Source organism: Streptomyces millisiae (assembly GCF_031845425.1).
GTDB lineage: Bacteria > Actinomycetota > Actinomycetes > Streptomycetales > Streptomycetaceae > Streptomyces > Streptomyces millisiae.
In genome coordinates, this window is the sequence record NZ_JAVREM010000003.1 from 253695 (window position 1) to 279093 (window position 25399).

Genomic DNA, 25399 nt, shown 5'->3' on the forward strand with positions numbered 1-25399 from the left:
AGGGCGCGATAGGCTCCGATGAGCGTCGCGTGCCGGTGGCAGACCGTGTCAGGCATGGAGGCGCCGAACCGAAGGAGGTCGACGATGCGCTCGTCGCACCCTTCCTTCTCGCGTGACTGAGCGCGAGACGACCAGGCTTGTCGCCTGGAGCCGAGAACTACGCCAGGTGCACCACCGGTTGCGTGAGGCGCTACGCGTGACCCGCGAGTCGCTCGCCGAGGGCACCCCGGGCGAGCGGGCCACCCGGGAGCTGCTGCTGTACTGCCACGGCTTCTGCACGGCCCTCGACGGCCACCACCGGGGCGAGGACCGCATCCTGTTCCCCGCCATCGCGGCCGCGCACCCGGAGTTGCGGCCAGTGCTGCGCTCACTCCAGCAGGACCACTCCATGATCGCGCACCTGCTCGGCGACCTCCGCGCCGCGGTCGACCGGGCCGCACCGCCCGAGGAGCTGGACCACCACCTCGACGGTGTGGCGGCGATCATGGAGAACCACTTCCGCTACGAGGAGCGGCAACTGCTCAGCGTGCTCGAAACCCTCGAGTTGGCCGCGGACGTACCCGAGGCGCTGGGCCCGATATGAGCCGACCGCGCCCGGGGCGGCGCGCTCACAGGTCCTGACGCGCTTCGGCAGGCGCGCCGCTCAGGCCGAAGGCGAGCGGGGTGCGGCGGCGATCTCGCGTTCGGCCGCCTCGATGATGCCGAGGACCGCCGCCGAGGCGGCCTCCGCGTCGCCGCCCGCCACGGCCGCCACGATGGCGCGGTGCGCGGGCAGTGAGGACTCGACCGCGCCCGGCGTCCGGGTGCTCACGGCGAAGCTGTGCTGGAGCGCGATGTCGATCGCCCGGCCGAGCGAGCCGAGGAGCCGGTTGCCGCTGGCGTCGAGCAGGGTGCGGTGGAAGGCGATGTCCGCCTCGACATAGCCGGCGCGCCCGGGCCGCGCCGCCGCCTCCTCCATCGCCGCCAGGGCGTCCGTCAGGGCCCGCACCTCGGCCGGCCGCGCCCGGGCCGCGGCGAGCCGGGCCGCCTCGGGCTCCACGATCCGCCGCAGCTCGCCGGTGTCCCGCAGCATCGCGGCCGAGTCGCCCTCCTGCTGCCAGCGCAGCACGTCACGGTCCAGGTGGTTCCACTGCTCGGGCGGCAGCACCCGGGTGCCCGTCCGCGGCCTGACCTGCAGCATCCCCTTGGCGGCCAGCGCCTTCACGGCCTCCCGCAGCGCGCCCCGGCTGACGCCGATCTCCGTGGCGAGCACGTCCTCGACCGGCAGCGGCCGCCCCGGCCCCCAACCGCCGCCCACGATGCGCCGCCCGAGCTCGTCGACCACCCGCTGGTGCATGGTCCGGTACCGCATCACGATCTTTGCCCACCCTCTGGACGTCATTCATCGAATCATTTAATGATTGCCCTCACATTAACGCGACCTCCCGCCCCACCGGCCGATGAGAGGCGTTCCCCATGACGCATGCCGACGACGACGTCAGCACCCCCCACCGTCCCGCAACCGCCCCGTTCCCCATGAGCACCCGCAACCTGCCACAGCCCGAGGTGCGACCCCTGCCGGAGCCACCTCGCAGGATGTGGCGGATCATCGGACCCGGCATCGTGGCGGCCGGGGTGGGCCTGTCCTCGGGCGAGTTCATCCTCTGGCCGTACATCGCCTCCCAGGCCGGGCTCGTCTTCCTCTGGGGAGCCGTCGTCGGCGTGGTCACCCAGTGGTTCCTCAACATGGAGATCGAGCGGTACACGCTCGCCACCGGCGAGACCGCCATCACCGGCTTCAACCGCTACTGGCGCCACTGGGGCGCGGTCCTCGTCGGACTGACGTACGCGGCCAACCTCTGGCCCGGCTGGACGACGAGTTCGGCGACCATGCTCTCCTACGTCTTCGGCGGCGACCCGACCCTGATAGCGGTCTGCCTGCTCGTGCTCATCGGCGCCATACTCACCCTCGCGCCCGTCGTCTACACCGCCCTCGAACGGATGCTGTTCGTCAAGGTCGCCCTCATCGGCGGCTTCTTCCTGCTGGCGGTCTTCCTCGCCATCAAGGCCTCCAGCTGGCGCGAGCTCCCGGACGCCGTCACCCACATCGGCCAGTTCCCCAGCGAACTCGGCGTCGCCGTCCTGATGGGCGCGCTCGCCTACGCCGGGGCCGGCGGCGGCCAGAACCTCTGCCAGAGCAACTGGATCCGGGACAAGGGCTTCGGCATGGGCCACTACGTGCCCCGCCTGGTCAGCCCCGTCACCGGCAACAAGGAGGAGGCCGCCGCCCCCACCGACACCACCGGCTACGTCTTCGTCCCCGAGGGCGAGAACCTGGCCCGCTGGCAGCGCTGGTGGCGGTTCGCCAACGTCGAGCAGGCCATCACCTTCGGCCTCACCACCGTCGTCACCATCGTGCTCGCCTCGCTGCTCGCCCACTCCACGCTCTTCGGCACCGAGGGGCTGGCCAACGACGTCGGCTTCGTGGAGGCCGAGGGCGAGGTGCTCAAGGCCCAGGTCGGCAGCTGGTTCGGGGTCCTGTTCTGGCTCATCGGCGCCTTCTCGCTGTTCAGCGCGGCCACCGGCATCGTCGACTACACCAGCAGGCTCGCCGCCGACGTCCTCAAGTCGACCTACCTGCGCGACTCCGGGATCGGCGAGAGCCGGCTCTACTTCTGGCTGGTGTGGGGCCTGGTCGCCATCGGCATCACCATCCTGGGGCTCGGCCTGGACCAGCCGCTCGTGTTGCTGATCGTCTCCGCCTGCGTCGCCGGGATGATGATGTTCGTCTACTCGGGCCTGCTGCTCTACCTCAACCGCAAGGCCCTCCCCGCCCCCCTGAAGGTGCGCGGCGTCCGGGCGGTCGCCCTGGTGTGGGGGATCGGCCTCTTCGGCGTGCTGTCCGTGCTGACCGTGCGGCAGCAGATCGACCTGCACTTCTGACCCCGACCCACACCCGACCAGAACCACACGAGACCACGGGAGACGACCAGATGACGGACGGCGAACAGCCGGCCCGCCGCAGCCAGGCCTGGTTCGGCGCGAGCGGCCGCGGCGGCATGGTGTACCGGTCCTGGATGCGCAACCAGGGCTTCGGCCCCGAGGTGTTCGACGGGCGGCCGGTCATCGGCATCGCGACCAGCGCCTCGGAGCTCGCCCCCTGCAACGCCCACCTCACCCGGGTCGCCGAGGCGGTCAAGCGCGGCGTCTGGCAGGCCGGCGGCTTCCCGCTCCAGTTCCCCACCATGGCGACCGGCGAGACGCTCATGCGCCCCACCGCCATGCTCTTCCGCAACCTCATGGCCATGGAGGTCGAGGAGCTGATCCGCGCCAACCCGCTGGACGGCGTGGTGCTGCTCTCCGGCTGCGACAAGACCACGCCCGCCATGCTCATGGGCGCCGCCAGCGTCGACCTGCCCGCCCTCATGGTCACCGGCGGCCCCATGCTCAACGGCAAGTACCGCGGCGAGGACGTCGGCTCGGGCACCCACGTGTGGAAGTTCGAGGAGGACCTGAAAACCGGGCGGATGACCCAGGAGGAGTGCTTCTTCGCCGAGGGCTGCATGGCCCGGTCCAACGGCCACTGCATGACCATGGGCACCGCCTCCACCATGGCCTGCCTGGCGGAGGCCCTCGGCATGCAGCTCCCCGGCTCCGCCACCTGGCCCGCCGTCGACGCCCGCCGCATGGAGACCGCCCAGGCGGCCGGGCGGCGGATCGTCGCCATGGTCGAGGAGGAACTGCGCCCCTCCCACATCCTCACCCGGGGCGCCTTCGAGAACGCGATCCGCGTCAACGCGGCGATCGGCGGCTCCACCAACGCCATCATCCACCTCACCGCCCTCGCCGGCCGGGTCGGCGTGGACCTCACCCCCGGGGACTTCGACACGCTGGCCCGCACCGTGCCGACCCTGCTCAACCTGATGCCCAGCGGCACGTACCTGATGGAGGACTTCTGCTACGCCGGCGGGCTGCCCGCCGTCCTCGCCGAACTCCACCGCGGGGGACTGCTCCACGGCGAGCAGCTCACCGTCACCGGCCGCGGCATCGGGGAGAACGTCGCCGACGCCGAGAACCACAACCCCGACGTCATCACCCCACTCGACGCGCCCTTCCAACCCGCCGGCACCGGCACCGCCGTGCTGCGCGGCAACCTCTGCCCGGACGGCGCCGTCATCAAGCAGTCCGCCGCCTCCCCGCACCTGCTCACCCACCGCGGCCCGGCGCGGGTCTTCGACTCGCCCGAGGCCTACCACGAGGTCGCCGACGACCCCGACCTCGACGTCGACGAGAACACCGTGCTCGTCATCAGGAACGCGGGACCCAAGGGCTACCCCGGCATGCCCGAGGTCTCCAACGTCCCGCTGCCGACGAAGCTGCTCAAGGCGGGCGTCACCGACATGGTGCGGGTCTGCGACGGCCGGATGAGCGGCACCGGCTACGGCACCGTGGTGCTGCACGTCGCCCCGGAGGCCGCCGTGGGCGGGCCGCTCGCGCTGGTGCGGGACGGCGACCCGATCGTCCTCGACGTGCCGGGCCGCACCCTGCGGCTCGACGTCGACGAGGCCGAGCTCCAGCGGCGCCGCGCCGCCTGGCGGCCGCCCGCGCCCCGCCACCACGGCGGCTACGCCTGGCTCTACACCGAGCACGTCGAACAGGCCGACCAGGGAGCCGACTTCGACTTCCTCCGCGGCTGCCGGGGGCACGAGGTCCCCCGCGACTCCCACTGACCGTCCACGACCGCTTCAGCCACGAACCGCTTCAGCCACGACCGTTTCAGGAGGCACCACCGTGGCCCTGGACCTGACCCCCGAGACCGTCCTGCCGGTGGACGCCTACCGGGCCGCCCTCGTCGCGCGGGTGCACGAGCCCGAGTGGGGCGGCCCCTGCGTCGCCGCGGTGCGCGACGGACTCGTCGTCGACCTGACCGACCACGTGCCCACCGTCGCGGAGCTGATGGAACGCGAGGACGCCGAGGACGTCGTGCGCCGGGCCCCCGGCGGGCGCACCTGGCGCCTCGCCGAGCTGCTCGACGCCACCGCCGCCGGCCGCCGTGACCTGCCGCACCTGCTCGCCCCGATCGACCTCCAGGTGATCAAGGCGGCGGGCGTCACCTTCGCCCGCAGCCTGCTGGAGCGGGTCATCGAGGAGCGCACCGGCGGCGACCCGGCGCAGGCCACCCGGGTGCGCGAGGCCGTGGTGCGGGCGGTGGGCGGCACCGTCGACCGCATCCGTCCCGGCTCCGCCGAGGCCGAGAAGGCCAAGGAACTGCTGATCGCCGAGGGGCTGTGGTCCCAGTACCTGGAGGTGGGCATCGGCCCCGACCCCGAGGTGTTCACCAAGGCCCCGGTCCTCTCCGCCGTCGGCACCGGCGCGGACGTCGGGGTGCTCGCCTCCTCCGGCTGGAACAACCCGGAGCCCGAGGCCGTCCTCGTCGTCGACTCGCGCGGCCGGGTGCGCGGCGCCACCCTCGGCAACGACGTCAACCTCCGCGACGTCGAGGGCCGCAGCGCGCTGCTGCTGCCCCGGGCCAAGGACAACAACGCCTCGTGCGCCGTCGGCCCCTTCGTCCGGCTGCTCGACGGCGAGTTCGACCTCGACGCGGTGCGCGGCCTCGACATCGAGCTGCTGGTGCGGGGCCCCGAGGGGTACGAGCTGCGCGGCCGCAGCACGATGCGTGAGATCAGCCGCGACGTGCTGGAGCTGGTCGCCGCCACGCACGGCGCACACCACCAACACCCCGACGGCTTCGTGCTGTTCACCGGCACGCTGTTCGCCCCCACCGAGGACCGGCATGCGCCGGGCGCCGGCTTCACCCACGCCAGGGGCGACATCGTGCGGATATCGAGCCCCCGGCTCGGGGCCCTGGTCAACACCGTCGCCACCAGCGAGGACGCCACCCCCTGGACCTTCGGGCTGCGCGCCCTGATGCGCAACCTGGCGGCGCGCGGGCTGCTGTGAACCGGTCCAGGGTGGCCGAGTTCAGCCCGTTGTGGGACCGGCGCCGGGTGTGCCGTCCGGCGGCGTCCGGTCGATGACGACCGTCACCTCGCTCCCACCACCGGCGCGCGGGCCGGCGGCGGCCGCCGCGACCACGTCGGCGAACGCCTCGTACAGCTCGTGGGCCAACGCCCGGTCGCCGGGCGTCGTGTCGGAATCGCGGATCCCGCCGAGCGCGGTGAACGCGGCGATCAGCGACCGCCCGGACAGCGTGACCCGCACCCTGCCCCGCTCGATGTCGCGCACCTCGCCCGGCACCCTGAAGTGCCGCTCGTGCGCGGCCTTCTCGATCAGGAAGGCCCAGAGGTCGCCGTGGCAGGTGAGCGTCACCGAGGCGATGCCGGCCGAGGCGAGCAACAGCGTGGCGTGCCGGTCGGGCTCGCCGTCGGCCGCCTCGGCAGGGGCGCCCGGCCCGCCGCCCGCCGGTCCGAGCGCCGCCGCCTCCAGCGCCCGGCGGGTGGTCTCCGCCTCGGCACGGACGGCGGCGGCCTCGGCCCGCCACCCCTCGATCAGGGCGTGGAGGGCGCCGATGTCGCGCCTGATCTCCTCGCCGGCCGCCGAGGTCTGCGCGGTGAGCCGTAGCGAGCGGAGCTCGGCCTCCACGGCGTCGACCCGCTCGCCGAGCTGCTGCCGCACCTGGTTGAGACTGGCGGCCATCCGGTCGAGGCCGAGATGGACCGAGGCCGCGAGTGTGTCGAGGGTGCTCTGGATGTCGTCAGTCGATCGCTGGACCCGTTCCACGCCGAACACCATGCTCCGGCCCCTTCCGGTCGCCGTGCGTAACGTGATCATGTCTGCCCGTAGCGAACCGGTGTGACGCGGCGAGTTTCGGACACGAAGCCGGGCCCGGCCCCTCACGCCCGGTTCCCGTCCAACCACCGGTGCAGCGCCCGCGCCGTCGACTCCGCGTGCTCGTTCATCATCGTCTGGTGGTTGCCCACGGCCTCGATCGTGTCGTGCTCCACCTCCCACGCGGTGGTCCAACGCCCCTCGCCCGCCGCCTCGTCGCTCGGCGCCTGCGGCATCCGCTCGCCGGCCCGCACCAGCACCACCGGCGCGTTCACCGCCGTCGGCTGCCAGCCGTCGAAGAGGTCGAGATAGGCGCCCTGGGCGGTGACCTGGGCCTCCGTCATCAGCGCGTACGCCTGGTCGTTGACGGCGATGCCGCGCAGCTGGCCCTCGATCTGTTCCTCGGGTATCCGGTCCTTGGGGAACCAGGTGTCCAGCAGCACCACGGCGTCGGGCGCACCGCCGCTAGCCTCCAGCCGGGCCGCGACCGCGTGTGCCAGCCAGCCGCCCGAGGAGTAGCCGGCGAGCGCGACCCGGGAGTCGGGGAAGGCGCGCTGGATCGCGGCGGCGTGCAGGTCGACGACCAGGTCGCTGGTGGCGGGGAGCAGTTCGTCGTCGCCGAAGCCGGGGTGCGGCAGCGCGTGGACGTCCCGCAGGCCGTGCAGGTGCAGCGCGAGGCGGGCGAAGTTGTGCGGACCCGAAGGGGCGACCATGGAGGGCAGGCAGATCAGCACCGGTTGCGCGGGGCCGCTCGCCAGCCGCACCGGCTCGACCGGGCCGAACTCCTCGGCCGTCCGGAACGTCGGCCGCAGCTTGGCGGCGGCCCGTAGCAGGTCGACGCCCTCGGCGAACTTGCCCATCCCGCACGCCTGCCGGTACAGGTCGCGCACCCCGAACGAGGGGCGCTCGGCCTGCTCCGCACGCCGGGCGGCGCTCGCCGCGCGCACCGTCAGTTCACCGAGATGGCGTGCCAGTTGACCAGCGGTCGGGTGCTCGAACACCACGGGGGTGGCGAGCGTCAGGCCGGTGGCGGCCACCAGCCGCCCGCGCAGCTCCACGGAGGCCAGCGAGTCGAAGCCGAGCTCCAGGAAACGGCGCTCGGGGTCGACGTCCTCCGGCGCCGCGTGTCCCAGGATCGCGGCCGCCTCGCCGCGCACCAGGTCCAGCAGCCGCCGGGCGCGCTCCGCCTCCGGCAGGGCCGCGAGGTCGGCCGGCCGCGGCCGCGACGACGAGCCGCCCTCCTCGGCGGGCATGGCGTCCGTGGTCTCCGGCCGGGCCGCCGCGCTCAGCTCGGCGAAGAACCGACCCGGGCGCGCGGCCGTGAACAGCGGAAGGAAGCGGTCCCAGTCCACGTCGGCGACGATCACGCCGTGCTCGCCCCGGCTCACCGACTCCCACAGCAGAGCGCCCGCGACCGTCGGATCGAGCGGCGGCAGGCCACGCTCCCGCAGGAAGTCGCGCAGCCCCGGCTCGACCCCCATGCCCGCCTCGGCCCACGGCCCGAAGGAGACCGCGGTGGCCGCCAGGCCGCCGGCCACGCGCCGGCTGGCGAGCGCGTCCAGGAAGGCGTTGCCGGCGCCGTACGCCGCCTGGCCGGCGCTGCCCCAAACGCCGGAGATCGACGAGTACAGCACGAACGCCTCAAGCGTCACCCCGCGTTCGGCGAGCAGCTCGTCCAGATGGACGGCGCCGGCGACCTTGCCCGCGAGGGTGGCGGCGAACTCGTCCGGCGCCACCTCGGTGAGCGGGGCGAGCCGGCCGCCGACGCCCGCCGCGTGCACCACGCCGGTGAGCGGCTGGTCGGCGGGGAGCGAGTCGAGCAGCCCGGCCAGCTGCGCGCGATCCGACACGTCGCAGGCCACGACGGTGACCTGGGCGCCCGAGGCACCGAGCTCCGCGAGCAGCTCCTGCGCGCCCGGCGCGTCCATCCCGCGCCGGCTCGTCAACACCAGCCGGCTCGCGCCATTGGCGGCCAGCCAGCGCGCCGCCTCGGCGCCCAGCGCGCCGGTGCCGCCGGTGACCAGGACCGTGCCGCGCGGCCGCCAGGGCTCGGCGGCGGCCGGGGCCGCTCCCGCCGGCACCAGGCGGGGCACCAGCGGTCCCGTCGGCCTGGCCGCGAGCTGGTCCTCGCCGGCGGGCGCGGTGAGCGCGACGCCCAGCCAGCCGAGCGACTCGTCGTCCACCTCGGCCGGCACGTCGACGAGCCCGCCCCAGCCGTCGGGGCGTTCCAGCGCCAGGGTGCGGCCAAGCCCCCACACCAGGGCCTGCCGCGGGTCGGGCGCCGGCTCCCCCTCCCCGGCCCGCACCCCGCCCCGGGTCACGCACCACAGGGGGGCGGCGACCGCCAGGTCGGCCAGTGCCTGCGACAGGGCGCAGGTGAGCGCGGCCCCCCGGGTCAGCACCGGGTGCTCCGGGTGCGGCTCGGTGTCGAGGGCGAGGAGCGAGAGCACGCCGCCGACGCGGCCGCCCTCGGCGAGCACCCGCTTCTCCACCATCTCGGCCACCCGGCTCCGGTCGGCGTCCTCGGCCGACAGCGGCACCCTGACGACCTCGCCGCCGAGGCGCTCGACCACCCAGGACAGGCGGCCGACCAACTCCTCGTCGACCCCGACGGGCGGCGTGAGCAGCGGCCAGACGCCGGTGAGCGCGTCGGACGCCGGCGGCTGCTCCGGGCCGAGCGGGCGCCACTCGACGCGGTACCGCAGGTCGACGGGTTCCGCCCGGCGGGGGCGCCGTCGGGCCGTGGGCGCGGCGGCGGGGCGGTCGAGCCAGTAGCGGCGGCGCTGGAAGGCGTAGGTGGGCAACTCGACGTGAGTGGCGTCGGAGCCCTCGTAGGGGGCGCGCAGGTCGAGCGGGACGCCGTGCACATGCAGCTCGGCCAGCGCGGTGAGCAGCGTGACGGCCTCCGGGCGACCGGCGCGGGCGGCGGCCGCCACGACCGGGGGAGTGCCGTCCGGCTCCGCCGGCAGGCAACCGGGGGTCAGGGCGGACAGCACGGCGTCCGGGCCGAGTTCGAGATAGCCGCCGGCGCCCTCCGCGTGCAGCCGGCGCACCGCGTCGAGGAACCTGACCGGCTCACGCACCTGCCGCACCCAGTACTCGGGTGCGCACAGCTCCCGCTCGCCGACCGGCTCCCCGGTCAGGGTGGACACCACGGCGAGCGCCGGCGGGTGGTAGGTGACGCCGCCGGCGACCTCGGCGAACGCGTCGAGCATGCCGTCCATGTGTGGGGAGTGGAAGGCGTGGCTGACCTCGAGACGGCGGGTCTTCCGGCCGGCGGCCGCCCAGGTCTCCGCGATCCTCGTCACCTCGTCGGCGTCGCCCGCGATCACGGTGGCCAGCGGGCCGTTGACTGCCGCGACGGTGACCCGCCCCTCGGTCCCGGCCAGCGACTCGCGCACCTCGTCGACACCGGCCCGCACCGCCACCATGGCGCCGCCGGCCCGGCAGGACTGCATCAACCGGCCCCTGGCGGCGACCAGTCGGCAGGCGTCGTCGAGCGAGAGGACACCGGCGACATGGGCGGCGGTGAGCTCGCCGATCGAGTGGCCGGCCAGCAGGTCGGGCCGCAGCCCCCAGGACTCGACCAGCCGGAACAGCGCGGTCTCGTGCGCGAACAACGCGGGCTGGGCGTAGGCCGTGTGGTGGAGCAGCGCGGCCTCGGGCGAGCCGTCCGCCGCGAACATCACGTCCCGCAGCGGCCGTTCGAGATGGGGGTCGACCCGGGCGCACACCTCGTCCAGCGCCCGCGCGAACACCGCGTAGGCGGCGTGGAGTCCCCGACCCATGCCGGGGCGTTGACTGCCCTGCCCGGTGAAGAGCACGGCCAGCTTGCCGCGCGGCCCGCCGTGCCGCAGCGCCGGCCGCACCGCGCCGCTGACCAGGCCGGCCGCCGAGCGGTCGGCGGCCAACGCGGCCAGCTGACCCAGCAGTCGCTCACGGTCCCCGGTGACGGCGACCGCGCGGTGCTCGAAGCGGGCCCGGCCCGCCAGGGTGAAGCCCACGTCCAGCGGCGCCAGCTCGGGACGCTCCGCCAGGTACGTGCCGACCCGGTCCGCCTGCTGGCGCAGCGCCTCCCCGGTCCGTCCCGAGAGCACCAGCGGCACCGGGGCCGCCGCGGCCGGCGGCTCCGTGTCCGGCGCCTCCTCCAGCACCACGTGGGCGTTGGTGCCGCTGACCCCGAAGGCGGAGACGGCGGCCCTGCGAGGGCGGCCGGCCCGGCTCCACGGCACCGGCTCGGTGAGCAGCCGTACGTCGCCCGCCGACCAGTCGACGTGCGGCGACGGCTCGCGCACGTGCAGCGTCCTGGGCAGCACGCCGTGCCGCATGGCCTCCGTCATCTTGATGATCCCGGCGACGCCGGCCGCCGCCTGCGGGTGGCCGATGTTGGACTTGAGCGAGCCGAGGTGCAGCGGCCGGCCCGCCGGCCGCTGCCGGCCGTAGACGGCGATCAGCGCCTGGGCCTCGATCGGGTCGCCGAGGGCGGTGCCCGTGCCGTGCGCCTCGACCGCGTCCACGTCGGACGGCCGCAGTCCGGCGTTGGCCAGCGCCAGGCGGATCAGCCGCTGCTGGGACGGGCCGTTGGGGGCGGTGAGGCCGTTGCTCGCGCCGTCCTGGTTGATGGCGGTGCCGCGCACCACGGCCAGCACCCGGTGGCCGTTGCGGCGGGCGTCCGAGAGCCGTTCCAGCAGCAGCACCCCGGCGCCCTCGGCCCATCCCGTGCCGTCGGCGTCCACGGAGAACGCCTTGCAGCGGCCATCGGGCGCGAGACCGCGCTTCCGGCTGAACTCCAGCAGCATGCCGGGCGTCGACATCAGGGTCACCCCGCCGGCCAGCGCCAGATCGGCCTCGCCCGAGCGCAGCGCCTGTCCGGCCAGGTGCACGGCGACCAGCGAGGAGGAGCACTGGGTGTCGACGGTGAGGGCCGGCCCCTCGAAGCCGAAGGTGTAGGCGACACGCCCCGCCATCACGCCCAGGGCGTTACCGGTGAGCATCTGCCCCTGCGCCTCCTCGGGCGCCTCGTGCCAGGCCGGGCCGTAGTCCTGGAGCGAGACGCCGGCGAACACACCGGTGCGGGAGCCGCGCAGCCCGTGCGGGTCGATCCCGGCACGCTCCATGGCCTCCCAGGAGACCTCGAGCAGCAGCCGCTGCTGCGGGTCGAGTGCCTTGGCCTCGCGGGGACTGATCCCGAAGAACGCCGGGTCGAACTGGTCGATGCCCGGCAGGAAGCCGCCGTGCCTGGTGTACGCGGTGCCGTGGTGCCCGGGGTCCGGGTCGTACAGCGCGTCGAGGTCCCAGCCCCGGTCGTCCGGCAGCCCGCCGATGGCGTCCCGGCCCTCGTCGACCAGCCGCCACAACGCCTCGGGGGAGTCGGCGCCGCCGGGCAGCCGGCAGGCGGCGCCGACGATCGCGATCGGCTCCTGGACGGCCGGTGCCGGGCCCGTGGCCGGCGCCTCGGCGGCCGCGCCCGCCGGCTCGTCCCCGGCGGGCGCGGCGGTGCCGAGCAGCCGGGACCGCAGGTACTCGGCGACCGCGCGCGGGCTCGGCTGGTCGAAGAACAGCGTGGCCGGCAGATCGAGGCCGGTCGCCTCGGCGAGCCCCGCCCGCAGCCGCTCCGCCACCTCCCGGTAGACGCCGAGCCGACGCCACGGCGCGGCCGGGTCGAGGGTGGCCGACTCGGCCCGGCCGGTCGCCGTCGACACCTGCCCGGCGATGAGCGCCAGCAGCGCCTCGTGCCACGCCGAGTCCGGCAGCGCCGTGAGCCGGTTGCTCCAGGGTCCCTCGGTTTTCGGCATGGCGAATTTCTCCAGAAGCTTGTGACGTGCTGGTGCGATTTCCGCGCGCTGCTGATGGAGAGGTTTAGCCACCCCTCTGACCTGCGGAGTTGGCAGCCTAGGCGGAGTCGAACCGCATTGTCGAACTGGCCCGGTGAATTCGCCGTAAATTCAGCAGCGATGAAGGATGGGGGTGTTTCATGTGCGGTCCCGGAAGAATTTCAAGAATTCCGACGGGCCTGCACGGCTGGTCCACACCCCCATCGCCGCACCGCCGTACCGTCAGGTGTCGCCGAGCACCGTCACGGTCGCGGTGGCCCGGACGCCGGTGCCGGCCACCGTGCCGGTGACCTGGAACGTGCCGGGCCGCGCGTAGGCGTCGGGCGGGACCGCCGCCCAGTCGACGGCCACCGCGCTGTCCCGCGAGCCGTCGTTGTAGGTGGCGGTCACGGTCCCCGGCATGGCGGGCGGGACGCCGGCGCGGGTGCGCAGCCGCTCCTCGGCGACGCTGGTGATCTCCACGGCGTCCGTCACCCGCACCCACACGGTGGCCGGCACGGCCAGCGGCGGGCTCCGGGTGAGGCCGGTCACCCGCACGCTGGTGCCGCCGCGCGCCACCTGCTCCTCGGTGATCGGCTGCCAGTCGACCGCCGCCTCCGTGGGAACGCCCTCGGGTGAGACCAGCGTGACCGCGTCGGGCAGGTCGGGCACCACGCCGACGGTGGTCGGCACGTGCACCGGGCGCACCTCCTCCGGCGCCTGCGCGTACACCTTCCACTCCTGGATGCCGACCGCCAGGTCGGGGTGGCCGGTGAGCCTGGCCCGCAGCCGGCTGGTGGTCACCGGCGCGAAGTCGGTCGGGTTGTACGCGTTCTCGGCCGTCCCGTACCCGCTGGGGTCCGTCACCGCCCGCCAGCCGGAGCCGTCCCACCACTCGATCACCCACGAGCTCGGCACGCCGACGCCGTCGGCCGCGCCCGGCTGGGCGTCGCGGAAGAAGTACATGTCGGAGCCGTCGACGCGCACCGGCTCCGGCCAGCGGTACTCCACCCACTGGGTGCCCTTCTGCGGCCAGCTGCCCCAGCGCGGGCTGTCGCCCGACGAGCTGGGCTCCCGGCCGTCGTTGACCGCGGCGAGCGACTCCCAGCCCGAGGTGTACGAGGCGCTCGGGGTCGCCGCCGGGGCCACGTTGACCCGTCCCGAGCCCGCGCCCTCGGTGTCCACCACCACATCCCCGGTCGAGCGCAGCTCACCGTCGTCCGCGGTGAGCCGCAGCGTGTAGCTGCCGGCCTCGGTGAAGCGGGCCACCGTGGTCGCCGCGGTGGGGTCCTCGAACAGCGCCACGCCGCCGTCCGGCGCCGAGACCACGTCCCAGCGGACGTCGAGCCGCCGGGCCGGCCGCGCGTCGTCCTTCACCACGCCGACCAGCCGGGCCGCGCCCGGACTGGCGAAGGCCGGGTCCCGCCACGCCCGCAGCCAGGGCGCGGCGTTGGGCACGTCGGCGCCGCCGGCGCCGGTGGCCAGGGCCTGGAACTCCTTCAGGCCGCTCGCGTGCCCCGGCCGGTGCGTCAGCACCACCCGCAGCCCCGAGGTGGTCACCTCGTCGAAGCGCACCTCGTTGAGGTTGGCGCGCGGCGCCGTCGGGGCGCGCACCGCCGAGGGCACGTCCCGCCACTGGTCGCCGTCCCGGTACTGGACGGTGTACATCGCCGGCTCCGCGTAGCCGCCGGGGCGCTTGTCGCTGGCGAAGTGGAGACGCACCCGGTCCACGGCGACGGGCTGGCCGAAGTCCAGCGCCAGCCAGTCCTCGGGATCGCCGGAGCCGGCGCTGCCCCAGAACGGCTCGTTGATGGTGAACCCGTCCACGGCGGCCGCCGCCGGGCGGCCCGACGCCTGGTGCGAGGCGTTGACCGTCGCGCCCTCCGCCAGGTTCACCGGCTCGGACGCCACCGTCACGTCCCGCCCGGCCTTGGCGAACACGTCGGTGACCCGGTCGCCGGGGCCGAACACGACCTCCTCGGGGGCGGCGAGCTCCGCGGTGGTGGCGCTCAGCACCTCGCCGCCGCCCTCGGGGAACGACACCTCGCCGGTCTCCGGGTCGTACACCAGGTGGGTGAGGCGGTCCACGGTGACGGCGCGTTCGCCGTCCAGGAAGACCGAGTAGCCCTCCGGCACCGAGGTGCCGTAGGGCCGTTCCCCGTCGCCCGGCTGGTCCCAGACCACCGCGAGGTCGGTGCCCCGGTAGTTGATGTCGGTGACCGCGAACGAGGGCCAGCCGATGTCGATGGGCCACAGCTCGACGCGGTCGTCGGAGCGTGGCTGGAAGCCCATGGCGTCCTCGATCACCGTCCAGTTGGTGGTGCCCAGGATGGTGTGGTGGATCCAGGAGCGGTAGCCGATGCCCTGCGGGTCGGCGCTGCCGTCGGCCCAGAACTCGTTCTGGTCGGGCCAGTTGTTGTCGCCGTCGATGTAGTGGGACCAGGCGTTCCAGGACAGCAGCCGGGCGTACCACTCGTTGTCGACGTACTCGTTCGGGTAGTTCCGCAGCACCGAGGCGAGGAAGCGGAAGGTCACCGTGGAGTTGATGACGGAGAAGTTGTTGCTGCCCGGGTGGCCCTGCTCGGCCGCCTCCCGCTTGTCGGCCTGGTTGGCCGTGTAGAAGGGGAAGATCGGGTACTCGTCGGCGTCCGCCCACAGCCGCAGCGCGTCCAGGTACCGGGGGTCCTCGTCCGGGGTGGGCATCAGGCCCACCGAGAACGGGTAGTAGTTGTTGATCTCCTTCCAGGGCACCAGGTCGCCTGACTCGACGTGCCGGTGCTGGATCAGGCGCTCCTCGTCGTTCCACAGGTACTCGAGCACGGCGTCCCGCACCCGCTCGGCGACCGCCCGCATCTCGGCCTCCGACTCGCGCTCGCCGAGCAGCGCGTACGCCTCGGCGGCGGCCAGCGCGTTGCTGTAGACGTAGGCGGACTCGGCGCGGTCCAGGTTGCCCGGACGCCAGTCGAACGAGACGGCGTCGGCGTCGTTGCCGGTCATCGCGCCCCGGTCGTACTCGATCAGGCCGTTGCCGTCGGTGTCGTACTCCGCCAGCTGGCCGCGCACGTCCGCCGCCGCGTACTGGGCGAGGTTGCGCACCACGCCCTCGGGGCCGCCGTGCACCTGGTAGGAGTCCCAGGCGGACTCCGAGAGGTACTGGGTGTAGCTGTTGGACCAGTTCTCCGGGTCGCCCGGGTTGTCGGTGTACCGGTCGTTGCGGGAGACCTCGCCGGCCGACACCCAGGGGCCGTACGAGTAGGCCGGGTTCCGCAGGTACTTGAGGTCGTCGACGAACATCCCGATGGTCAGCGCGATGGCGTTGTTGTAGCCCAGCACCCCCTCCATGGAGGTGGGGAACTGGTAGTCGGAGCCCGGGATGTCGGCGTCCAGGTAGTTGTAACGCAGCAGCCACCAGCGGTAGTACAGCGTCTTCTCGATGTCGTCGTCGGGGATGTCCAGGTACGGCAGGTTCTCCACCCACCAGCGGTTGTAGGCCCGCACATGGTCGGCGAAGGCGGCGGCCGGGGCGGCCGCCCGCACCGCGTCGTAGGCCGGTCGCGACTCGGTGAGCTCGTCGGTGACGAAGCCCAGTTGGACCTTGGTGGTGGCCGAGCCGCCGGCCGGCAGGTCGAGCGTGCCGGTGAGGGCCGTGCCGTCGGGGGCCAGGCCGTCCCCGGAGAGCCGCGGGTAGAGCGTGGTGAGGTCGTTGCGGGCCGGCACGGTGCCGGTCAGCTCCGCGCCCTCGGCCGTGGTGGCGTAGGGCGAGACGGCGCGCACCGTGACCCGGCGGCCGGCCGAGGCCGTGTCGGTGACCTCCAGGGAGGTCACCAACACGTTGGCGTCGGTGACGAACTTCCGCTGGGTGACCCGCAGTCCGCCGCCGGTGAACTCGCTCCGCCAGTGGCTCGGGGTCTGCACCCGCTCGTCGACGTCCTCCGTGAGCCCGACCTCCTGGCCGTCCACGGCGAGCGTGATCGTGTAGGCGGCGCGGTCGTCGATGTTCTCCCAGTAGGCGACGTCCCCGGCGAAGCCGAGCCGGGACGGGTCGTGCTCCTTCATGAAGACGGCGCGGCCCCTGGTGAAGAGCCAGTCGCCGGCCGGGTCGGGGCCGCGCCTGGCCAGCATCCGGTCCATCCAGAAGCTGGTGCCGTCGCCGGCCGCCAGGTCGGCCTCGTACTGTGCCCGCAGGGTGCCGGTGACGGAGAACCCGGCGGCCAGCTCCGGCACGGGTTCGTCGGACCCGGCGAAGACCGGGTAGCCGATCGCGTCGTTGTCCGCCGCGGCCGGCGGGGCGCCCGTGGGGCCCAGCGTCAACGCCAGGACGAACGCGGCGATCAGGGTCGGTCCGCGTCGCCTGCCTCGGTGCCGGAAACGCATCGCGTACCTCCTCGGTCGGGGCCCGCCGTCGGCAGCCAGACCCGCATGGTGGAGGGGCCTCGGTTGGCCCAGGAGTGGTAGGGGACCAGGACGGCCCGGAAGCCGTCCCCCGGTGGGGCCGCCGCGGCGCGCGGCCCCTCGAACGGTGGGTAGGGCCAGGCGTGGTCGTCGGGGCCGACCAGTTCGGCCCGGACCACGACCCGGCCTTCCGCGTCCTCCGGCGGCACCCGGGGATCGACGCGCAGCGCGTCCACCTCGTGCCCCGGCGGCAGGTCGACGGACTCGGCGCACAGCACCAGCGGGCCGCGCTCCACCGCCACCGTGCCCCGCACGGCGTCGATCCGCGGGTCGGGCGCCACCCAGCGCGGGGCCATCGGCAGGGCGAGCCGCACCACGTCGCCGACCGCGAACTCCCGGGTGACGGCGGCGAGTCCGGGGCCGACCGGCCGGCCGACCCCGGCCGGCTCGGTGAGCCGCGCGGCGTGCCCGGCCCAGCCGGGCACCCGCAGCGTGAGCGTCCACGCCCCGCCGGGGGCGTCCGTGACCCGCACCGACACCTCGCCCGCCGCCGGGTAGTCGGTGGCGACCCGCAGCCCGATCCGGCGCCCGTCGGGCAGCGCCGCGGCCAGCTCGGCGTCCGCGTACTGGTGCAGCTGCACCCCGGAACCGTCGGTGGTGGCCAGGTAGCCGCCGAGGCTGGCCAGCAGCCGGGCCACGTTGGTCGGGCAGCAGGACACCGCGAACCACGGCGCGCGCAGCCCGGAGGCGGCGCGCGGGTTGGCCGCCTCGGGGTCGGGGACCGTGGAACGGGTCCGCCGGTGCAGGGTGTTGGTGTAGAAGAACGACCGACCGTCCTCGGCGGGCGAGGCCGCGACGACGTTGAACAGGGTGCGCTCGGCCAGGTCGGCGAACCGGGGCTGCCCGGTGGCCAGCAGCAGCCGCCAGGCCAGCATCACCGAGGCGACGCCGGCGCAGGTCTCGCAGTAGCTCCGGTCGGGCGGCAGCTGGAAGTCCTCGCCGAACGACTCGTCCAGGTGGTGCGAGCCCATGCCACCGGTGAGATAGGTGCGGCGCGCCACCGTCGTCTCCCACTGGCGGACGACCGCCGCGAGCAGCTCGTGGTCGCCGGTCTCCACCGCTACGTCGACGGCGCCGGCCGCCAGGTAGAGGGCGCGCACCGCGTGCCCGCGGAAGACGGTGGCCGCCCGGACCGGCACGTCGTCCTGGAAGTACGCCGAACCGAACTCGGCCCGGCGCAGCGTCCCGTGGCCCCGCCGGTCGAGGAACAGCGCCGCCTGGTCGAGGTAGCGCTGCTCGCCGGTGACGCGGGCCAGCTCGACCAGGGCGGGCTCGATCTCCGGGTGCCCGCACAGGCCCTGGACGGCGCCGTCCCTGCCGAAGGTGTCGCAGACGTGGTCGGCGGCCCGGCGGGCCACCTCGACCAGCGGCCCGCCGCCCGACCTGGCCTCGGCCACCCCCGCCTGGATCAGGTGGCCGAAGCAGTACAGCTCGTGGCCCCACTCCAGGTCGCTGTAGCGGGGCGGCTGCCCCGGGTGGCCGAAGGCCGTGCCGAGGTAGCCGTCCGGCTCCTGGGCCGCGGCGACCAGCGCCACCACCTCGGCGGCCGCCGCCGGCGGGGCGCCGCCCGGGCGGGCCCGCTCCCAGGCGACGGCCTCCAGCAGCTTGTAGGTCTCCGAGTCGGCGAACTCGCGCCCCCGCCGCCGGCCGGCGATCCCGCCCTCGGCCGCGGCCCGGAAGTTGTCGATCCAGCCCTCCCGGCGCGTCCAGCGCAGGCAGTGGTCGAGCGTGGCCCGGGAGTTGACGTCCTGCCGGCGGCCCCAGAAGCCGCCGGTGATCCGGACGTCGGCGAGCGACAGCGGGCGCAGCCGGCCCGCGCCGGGCACCACAGGCGACATCGTGGTCGTCATGTCGGTCATCCCTTCAGCGCGCCGGACATGAAGCCCCGCATGTAGTGGCGTTGCAGCAGCAGGAAGAGCAGCAGACAGGGCACCGCGAGCACCACGACCCCGGCCTCCGTGACGCCGTAGTCGATCGCGCCCATGCTCTGCTGGCGCAGGTTGGCCACGGCCAGCGGCAACGGGGCCTTCTCGCCGTCGCTGATCAGGATCAGCGGCGCGATGAAGTCGTTCCACGCGGCCAGGAACGCGAACAGGCCCACGGTGATCAGCCCCGGCACCACCGCCGGCAGCAGGACCCGCCGCAGCGCGCCGAACGTGCCGCAGCCGTCCATCAGCGCCGACTCCTCGAGCTCGCGCGGCACCGCCTCGAAGCTGATCCGCATCATGAAGGTGGCGAACGGCAGTTGGTACATCGCCAGCACCAGGCTCAGCCCCAGGTAGGAGTTCTGCAGGCCGAGGTCGCCGAGCAGCACGTAGAGCGGGATCAGCAGGGTGGCGTAGGGGACCATCAGGATGGCCAGGGTGAGCAGGAACAGCGCGTTCCTGCCGGGGAAGTCGAAGCGGGCGAAGGCGTACCCGCCCAGCAGCGAGACCCCGAGGGTGAGCGCCACGGTCAGCACCGAGACGATCGCGCTGTTCGCCAGGTAGCGCCACAGGCCGGCGTCGTACTCCAGCAGCCTGCGGTAGTTGCCGAGGCCCAGCCCCGACTCCTGCGCGGTGCCCGGCTGGCCGGCCACCGAGGCCCACGCCGTCCACACCATCGGGAAGAGGAAGATGATCGCCAGCCCGCCGGCGAGCACGTAGTAGGGGGTCCTGCCCCAGGCACGACCGGGTGTCATCCCTCGCCTCACCTCTCGTCGGCGCGGCGCAGGCCGCGGAACTGCAGGGCGTTCAGGACCAGCAGCACCACCAGCAGCAGCATCGAGAGGGCCGCCGCGGTGCCCAGGTCGAGCCGCTGGAACGCCTCCCGGTAGATCAGCTGGACCACCGTCACGGTGCTGTTGTCGGGGCCGCCCTTGGTGAGGATGAAGAACTGGTCGAAGGCGAGCAGCGATCCGGTGACGCAGAGGATCAGCGTCAACGCCAGCGAGGGACGCAGCAGCGGCAGCGTGACGGAGCGGAAGATCTGCCCGCGCCGCGCGCCGTCGATCCGCGCCGCCTCGTACACCTCGACCGGGATCCGCTGGAGGCCGACCAGCAGGATCAGCATGTAGAAGCCGGCGAACTTCCACACCACCAGGAACACCGTGGAGGCCAGCGCGGCGCCCGGCGAGCCGAGGAAGGAGACGTCCCCCTCGACGAGGCCGAGGCGCCTCAGCAGCGGCCCGATCGGCCCGATGGCGGGGCTGTACAGCCCCCAGAACAGCAGCGAGGCGGAGGCCAGGCCCAGCACGCTCGGCAGGAAGTAGGCGGTGCGCAGGAAGCCGGTGCCGGGGCGTGCCTCCTGCACCAGCAGCGCCAGCAGCAGGGCGAGGCCGAGCAGCGCGACCGTGACGATGCCGGTGTAGAGCAGGGTGAACCTGACGGCCGGCCAGAACAGCTGGTTACCCACCACGTCCGGGTAGTTCTCCGGCAGGTTGAGGCCGCGGTCGCCGGCGAGCAGCGGCCACTCGCTGGCCGACATCCGGCCGACCAGCAGCAGGGGCAGCACGAAGAGCACGGCGACGAAGACGGCGGTCGGCGTGGCGTAGGCGGCGCCCCGGGCGGCGCGGGACCGCCACCAGGGACGCCGACGGGCCGCGGGCGCGGCGGCGCGGTGGTGCGGAAGGCTGCTCATCCGCCGTCCCTCAGTCGCGCAACGAGTCGGTGACGGCCTGGTTGTCGGCCTCGACCGAGTCGCCGTCCCCGAACACCGCGTTCCGCATCAGCGCCAGCCAGGGCCCGTTGGGGTCGTTGAAGGTCTGGCCGAAGTTGAGCGCGTAGGGGGTGCGGCCCTCGGCGACCAGCTCGTTGATGGTGACCAGCCGGGGATCGGCCGCCGCGTGCTCGTTGGCCGCCAGATCGGTGCGGGCGACGACGTCGCCGCCGGCCGCCACCACGTCCAGCTGCGCCTCGTCGTCCAGCGACCAGCGCAGGAAGTTCCAGGCCTGGTCGGGGTGTTCGCTGGTGGCGGCGATCCCGATGGCGTCGCCGCCGACGAAGGTGCTGCCACCGCCGCCGGGACCCGGGATGGGGGCCACGCCGAAGTCCAGCTCGTCCGGCATCTGGCCGAAGGTGGTGGAGGGCATCGGCATCACGCCGATGTCTCCCTCGGGGAAGACCCCGGTCCAGGTGGTGCCGGTCTCGTCCCGGGTGCCGGGGGCGGCGATGCCGTCGGCGGCCCAGCCGCGGTAGGTGTCGTACACCTGGCGGGCCGGGTCGGAGGCCAGGTCGGCCGAGGTGCCGTCCGCGTCGAGTACCTCGGCGCCGGCGGCCCAGATCGACGGCCACCAGGTGAAGACGCCGCAACCGCCGCAGTTGCCGCCGAAGAAGGTGCCGTCCACGCCGTCGCCCAGCGCGTCGACGGCCCTGGCCTGCTCGTCCCACTCCTCCAGGCTGGTCGGCGGCCGGTCGGGGTCGAGGCCGGCCCGCCGGTAGAGGTCGCGGTTGTAGAAGAGCACGGACAGGTCCAGGGTGTGCGGCACCACGTGGCGGGCGCCCTCCCAGGTGCCGGCGTCCAGGTGCGAGGCGGCCAGGTCGTCGGCGAAGGGCAGCGCGGCGATGCGGTCGGTCAGGTCGGCGTAGAGCCCGCTGGAGGTGTAGTTCGGCGCGAACACCACGTCGGAGGCGAAGAGGTCGGGGAGTTCGCCGGAACCGGCGGCGGCCCCGATCTTCGCCTGGTAGTCGTCCGTGGGCACCACGGTCAGCTCGATGGTGTTCTCATGGCCGGCGTTGTACGCCTCGACCAGCGCCTCGCTCTGCGGGCCCGTGGCCGCCCTGGTCCACATCGTCAGCGTCGTGCCGTCGTCCACGCCCTCGGGGGCACCCGTGCCGGCGGATCCGCTCCCGCCGCCCCCGCAGGCCGTCAGCAGGCCGGCGGCGACAAGCGCCGCGACGACCGCGGACACAGCCTTTCGTCCCATGGTCTGACTCCTTCGCGCGCAGCCCAGCCGAAAACGCTTTCGGGCGGAAGGTAGAGGCGGAGTAACAAACCGTCAATGCACCCTGCGGCGACTGATATCCCGCCGCCGAAACGACTTTCGGCCGGGGTCCCGGGGCTCGGTTACACTCGGCGCGGGCACACGGCACACGGCGCGCGGCAGCCGTGCCGAGGGGGGGAGGAGGCAGGGCATGACGCAGCCACCGGACCGCCCGTCCCGGCCGCCCGCGGCCAAGCTCAGCGACGTCGCGCGACTGGCCGGGGTGTCCCTGGCCACCGCGTCCAAGGCGCTCAACGGGCGCAGCCAGGTGCGCGCCGAGACCAGGCGACGGGTCATCGAGGCCGCCGAGCGGCTCGCCTTCCAGCCCAACCCGATGGCGCGCGGCCTGCCCGCCGGCCGCACCGGCACGGTCGGCCTGCTCACCGGCGACCTGGAGGGCCGCTTCAGCATCCCCATCCTCATGGGCGCCGAGGACGCCTTCGGGGTGGGCCGGGTCGCCGTCTTCCTGTGCGACGCCAGGGGGGACGCGCTCCGCGAGCAGCACCATGTGCGGGCGCTGCTCGGCCGGCGCGTCGACGGCCTGATCGTGGTGGGCAGCCGCACCGACCCGAGGTCCTCGCTCGGCAGGGACCTCCCGGTGCCCGTCGTCTACGCCTACGCGCCCTCGACGGACCCGGCGGACCTGTCGATCGTGCCGGACAGCGTCGGCGCCGGGCGGCTCGCGGTCGAGCACCTGCTGGCCTGCGGCCGGTCCAGGATCGCCCACGTCTCGGGGGACCCTGGTTACGCGGCGGCGCGCGAGCGGGCCGAGGGCGCCGTGGCGGCCCTGAGCGAGGCCGGCCTGCCACTCGTCGGCGAGGTCCTCTTCGGCAGCTGGTCGGAGGGGTGGGGGCGGGCCGCCGCCGGCATGCTCCTGGACCGCCACCCCGCGCTGGACGCCATCCTGTGCGGCAGCGACCAGATCGCCAGGGGCGTGCTGGAGACGGCGCGCGAGCGCGGCCGGCGGGTGCCGGAGGACGTGGCCGTGCTGGGCTTCGACAACTGGGAGATCCTCACCTCCGGCGGGCGCCCGCCGCTGACCAGCGTCGACCTCAACCTCGAACAGGTCGGCAGGACCGCCGCCCAGGCGCTCTTCGCCGCCTTCGAGGGCCAGCCACGCTCAGGCGTCGAGACCATCCCCTGCCGCCTGGTGATCCGGGAGTCCACGGCGCCGCTCTCCTGAGCCACTGACGAACCGAGCGGGTCGGGCACGGCCCGCTTCGGCGACGCCCCGAAGGGCGCGCGGAAGCGCCGTCGGGCGGCTCCGTGGGTGCGACCAGCCACGACGGCGCCGCGGACAACACGGCCCGCCGCGGAGCGCTCACCGCAGGTCGGCGGCCCGCGCCGCCTCGGTCAGCACCTCCCTGACCATCGCCGGGGTGAGCCGGCCGGTGAAGGTGTTCTGCTGGCTGACGTGGTAGCAGCCGAACACGGTGAGCGGCCCGCCCGCCCCGGCGACGGCCGGCAGCGCCACCCGCGCCCCGTGACCGAACCTCGGCCGCGGGCGGGGCGCCGGGCGGCCGGCCGCGGCGAGCGTGGGCCAGAGCGCCTGCCAGCCGAAGCCGCCCAGCACCACCACGGACCGCAGGGTGGGGCGCAGCAGCCGCAGCTCGCGCACCAGCCAGGCGCGGCAGGTGTCCCGCTCCTCGACCGTCGGCCGGTTCGCCGGCGGCGCGCAGTGCACCGGCGCCGTCATCCGCACCCCGCGCAGCGTCATCCCGTCGCCCCGCCGGGTCGACGTCGGACGGTCCGCCAGACCGACGTCGTACAACGCCCGGAACAGCACGTCGCCGGCCCGGTCCCCGGTGAACATCCGCCCCGTCCGGTTGCCGCCGTGCGCCGCCGGGGCCAGGCCGACGACCAGCACCGCCGCGTCGCCGGGGCCGAACCCCGGCACCGGCCGGCCCCAGTACTCCCACTCCCGGTACGCCGGCCGCCGCACCCGGGCCGCCTCCTCGCGCCACGCCACCAGGCGCGGGCAGGCCCGGCAGCCGGCGATCACCTCGTCGAGCTCCGCGACCGACCGCGCCCCGGCCGCCGCCCGCTCCGGTTCGAGCACCGCCATCGGACTCCTTCCGTCCGCCCCGAGTCTGCCGGCGGCCCGGCCCGCGTACATCACCGGGAGTCCGATGCCACCCGAGCGGGGGGTGCCGGCCCCCGGCCTGTGGCACATTTGAGGCCATGGTGAACAGGGTGATACCCGTGCGGGTGGGGGAGACGGAACTGCTCGTGGAGGCCGTTCCGTTGGCCGGATCAGAACCGACCTCGCGGCTGGGTGACGCGGGCGACCAGGTGATCGACGCCTTCGGGCGCGCGTTCGACGCCGTGGTGGAGATCGCCTCGTCGGCGGCGGGTGCCATCACGCGGCTCGGCCAGCGCGGGGCCCGCCCCGAGCAGCTGCAGGTGGAGTTCGGGCTGAAGTTCTCCGCCCAGGGGAATGTCATCGTGGCCGGCGCTTCAGGCGAGGCGACCCTGCTGCTCAGGGTGACCTACGACGCCTCGCGCACGGACACGTCGGGAACGGCGGCCGGCGCGTAGCCGTCGGAGCGGGGGGCTGGTGTGGACCGGGTGTTGTCGGAAGGGCGGGTTCCCGGTTACCTGGGGCGGATCCTCGGGCCCGGTCGGACGCCGGTGGGCACCTGTTTCCAGGTGGCGCCGGGTCTGTTGGTGACGGCCTGGCACGTGCTCGCCGACCTCGGCTGCGTCGGGACGGGCTCACGGGTGCTCACCGACGCGCTGAACGCGGGCGTCGACGCGGCCTACGCGGACGTCGTGGCGGCCGATCCGCTGTGTGACCTCGCCGTGCTGCGACGGTCGGCCCCGCTGCCGGGGACGATCAGCGGGTGGCTGCCGACGGACGCCGTGGAGCCGTTCACCCAGGTGATCGTCACGGGCGTGGCGGCCGTGGACGACCCGGGACGCGACTACCGGTACCTCGACTCGACAGGCACCTGGAGCGGTGGCACGGTTCGGAACGACGACGTGGCGCTCGGCCGGCTGTCCTCGTCGTCACTGATGCCCGGGATGAGTGGAGCGCCGGTCCTCCGGCGCGACGGGCGGCACGTCATCGGTGTCGTCACCGCCCGCTACAACAGTGCGGACGGCTGGCTGCGCGACTCGGTATGGGTGGCCAGGACCGAGGACCTGACCCGGCTCGTCGAGGCCGTGCCCGAGGTCGGCACGACCGGGGTGCGCACCCGCCTGTCGCTCGCCGAAGGGGTGAGCGCCGTCTCGTCCGTGGTCGGCCGGTCGGAGGAACCGTCCGCGACGGTGGTGGGCCCGCTGGAGGCGGCGCTTGAGGCCGCCATGGTCCTCAGGGCCCTGGACGACGCCGCGCGCGGGGCGCCCGGTCCCGGGCTCGCCGAGGTCGTGGAGCCGCTGCTGGCCAGATCCACGGCCGGGGCGC

The 25399-nt window shown here is 74.3% G+C and carries 15 protein-coding genes and 1 pseudogene; 7 read left to right on the plus strand and 9 right to left on the minus strand.

Translation table 11 applies throughout. From position 1 onward, the window contains the following. Positions 1 to 112: 112 nt before the first annotated feature. Entirely contained in the window at positions 113 to 583 is a 471-nt protein-coding gene (locus tag RNC47_RS05230) for a hemerythrin domain-containing protein (protein WP_311595908.1), read from the plus strand. 60 nt (positions 584 to 643) lie between these two features. Here RNC47_RS05230 and RNC47_RS05235 read toward each other — a convergent pair whose 3' ends face one another. After that, positions 644 to 1381, minus strand: a complete 738-nt coding sequence (locus RNC47_RS05235) for a FadR/GntR family transcriptional regulator (RefSeq protein ID WP_311595909.1) — start codon at positions 1379 to 1381, stop codon at positions 644 to 646. Between the two features lie 74 nt (positions 1382 to 1455). On the opposite strand from RNC47_RS05235, the gene RNC47_RS05240 reads away from it, so the two are divergent. The 3 genes from RNC47_RS05240 to RNC47_RS05250 all read left to right on the plus strand — a co-directional run bounded on the left by RNC47_RS05240 (position 1456) and on the right by RNC47_RS05250 (position 5940). Further along, entirely contained in the window at positions 1456 to 2922 is a 1467-nt protein-coding gene (locus RNC47_RS05240) for an Nramp family divalent metal transporter (protein ID WP_311595910.1), read from the plus strand. 50 nt (positions 2923 to 2972) lie between these two features. Further along, positions 2973 to 4709: an IlvD/Edd family dehydratase gene (locus tag RNC47_RS05245; protein ID WP_311595911.1), complete on the plus strand. Its 1737-nt coding sequence runs from the start codon at positions 2973 to 2975 to the stop codon at positions 4707 to 4709. A gap of 61 nt (positions 4710 to 4770) precedes the next feature. Next, positions 4771 to 5940, plus strand: a complete 1170-nt coding sequence (locus RNC47_RS05250; protein WP_394814709.1) for a fumarylacetoacetate hydrolase family protein — start codon at positions 4771 to 4773, stop codon at positions 5938 to 5940. A 21-nt stretch (positions 5941 to 5961) separates the two neighbouring features. On the opposite strand, the gene RNC47_RS05255 is transcribed toward RNC47_RS05250, so the two are convergent. From RNC47_RS05255 to RNC47_RS05285, 7 genes are all read right to left on the minus strand, one after another. Beyond that, positions 5962 to 6732 carry a hypothetical protein gene (locus RNC47_RS05255; protein WP_311595912.1) on the minus strand — a complete coding sequence of 257 codons (771 nt, stop codon included), beginning with the start codon at positions 6730 to 6732 and terminating at the stop codon, positions 5962 to 5964. A 101-nt stretch (positions 6733 to 6833) separates the two neighbouring features. Then, positions 6834 to 12563, minus strand: a complete 5730-nt coding sequence (locus tag RNC47_RS05260) for a type I polyketide synthase (protein WP_311595913.1) — start codon at positions 12561 to 12563, stop codon at positions 6834 to 6836. 261 nt (positions 12564 to 12824) lie between these two features. Then, the gene (locus RNC47_RS05265; RefSeq protein ID WP_311595914.1) at positions 12825 to 16955 is read right to left on the minus strand and encodes a discoidin domain-containing protein; all 4131 of its coding nucleotides are present in this window, start codon (positions 16953 to 16955) and stop codon (positions 12825 to 12827) included. Further along, a complete protein-coding gene (locus tag RNC47_RS05270) occupies positions 16913 to 18883 on the minus strand; it encodes a glycoside hydrolase family 127 protein (protein ID WP_311595916.1) in 1971 nt (656 codons plus the stop codon). The genes RNC47_RS05265 and RNC47_RS05270 overlap by 43 nt, the downstream gene beginning before the upstream one ends. Positions 18884 to 18888: 5 nt before the next feature. After that, positions 18889 to 19713: a carbohydrate ABC transporter permease gene (locus tag RNC47_RS05275; protein ID WP_311595917.1), complete on the minus strand. Its 825-nt coding sequence runs from the start codon at positions 19711 to 19713 to the stop codon at positions 18889 to 18891. An 8-nt stretch (positions 19714 to 19721) separates the two neighbouring features. Next, positions 19722 to 20651 (minus strand): carbohydrate ABC transporter permease, encoded by a 930-nt coding sequence (locus RNC47_RS05280; protein WP_311595918.1) that lies wholly within the window; start codon positions 20649 to 20651, stop codon positions 19722 to 19724. 10 nt (positions 20652 to 20661) lie between these two features. Then, positions 20662 to 21936, minus strand: a complete 1275-nt coding sequence (locus RNC47_RS05285; protein ID WP_311595919.1) for an ABC transporter substrate-binding protein — start codon at positions 21934 to 21936, stop codon at positions 20662 to 20664. Positions 21937 to 22144: 208 nt separating this feature from the next. Between RNC47_RS05285 and RNC47_RS05290 the strand changes: the two genes are divergently transcribed. Then, a complete protein-coding gene (locus tag RNC47_RS05290; protein ID WP_311595920.1) occupies positions 22145 to 23176 on the plus strand; it encodes a LacI family DNA-binding transcriptional regulator in 1032 nt (343 codons plus the stop codon). A 138-nt stretch (positions 23177 to 23314) separates the two neighbouring features. Here the strand turns inward: RNC47_RS05290 and RNC47_RS05295 are convergent, their stop codons facing one another. Further along, on the minus strand, positions 23315 to 24058 hold the full coding sequence (locus RNC47_RS05295; RefSeq protein ID WP_311595921.1) for a uracil-DNA glycosylase: 744 nt from the start codon (positions 24056 to 24058) through the stop codon (positions 23315 to 23317). Between the two features lie 116 nt (positions 24059 to 24174). Here RNC47_RS05295 and RNC47_RS05300 point away from each other — a divergent pair, with 116 nt between their 5' ends. Beyond that, positions 24175 to 24531: a CU044_2847 family protein gene (locus tag RNC47_RS05300; RefSeq protein ID WP_311595923.1), complete on the plus strand. Its 357-nt coding sequence runs from the start codon at positions 24175 to 24177 to the stop codon at positions 24529 to 24531. Between the two features lie 93 nt (positions 24532 to 24624). Further along, positions 24625 to 25056 (plus strand): annotated as a pseudogene (locus RNC47_RS05305) (trypsin-like peptidase domain-containing protein); the annotation flags it as partial. Positions 25057 to 25399 lie beyond the last annotated feature (343 nt).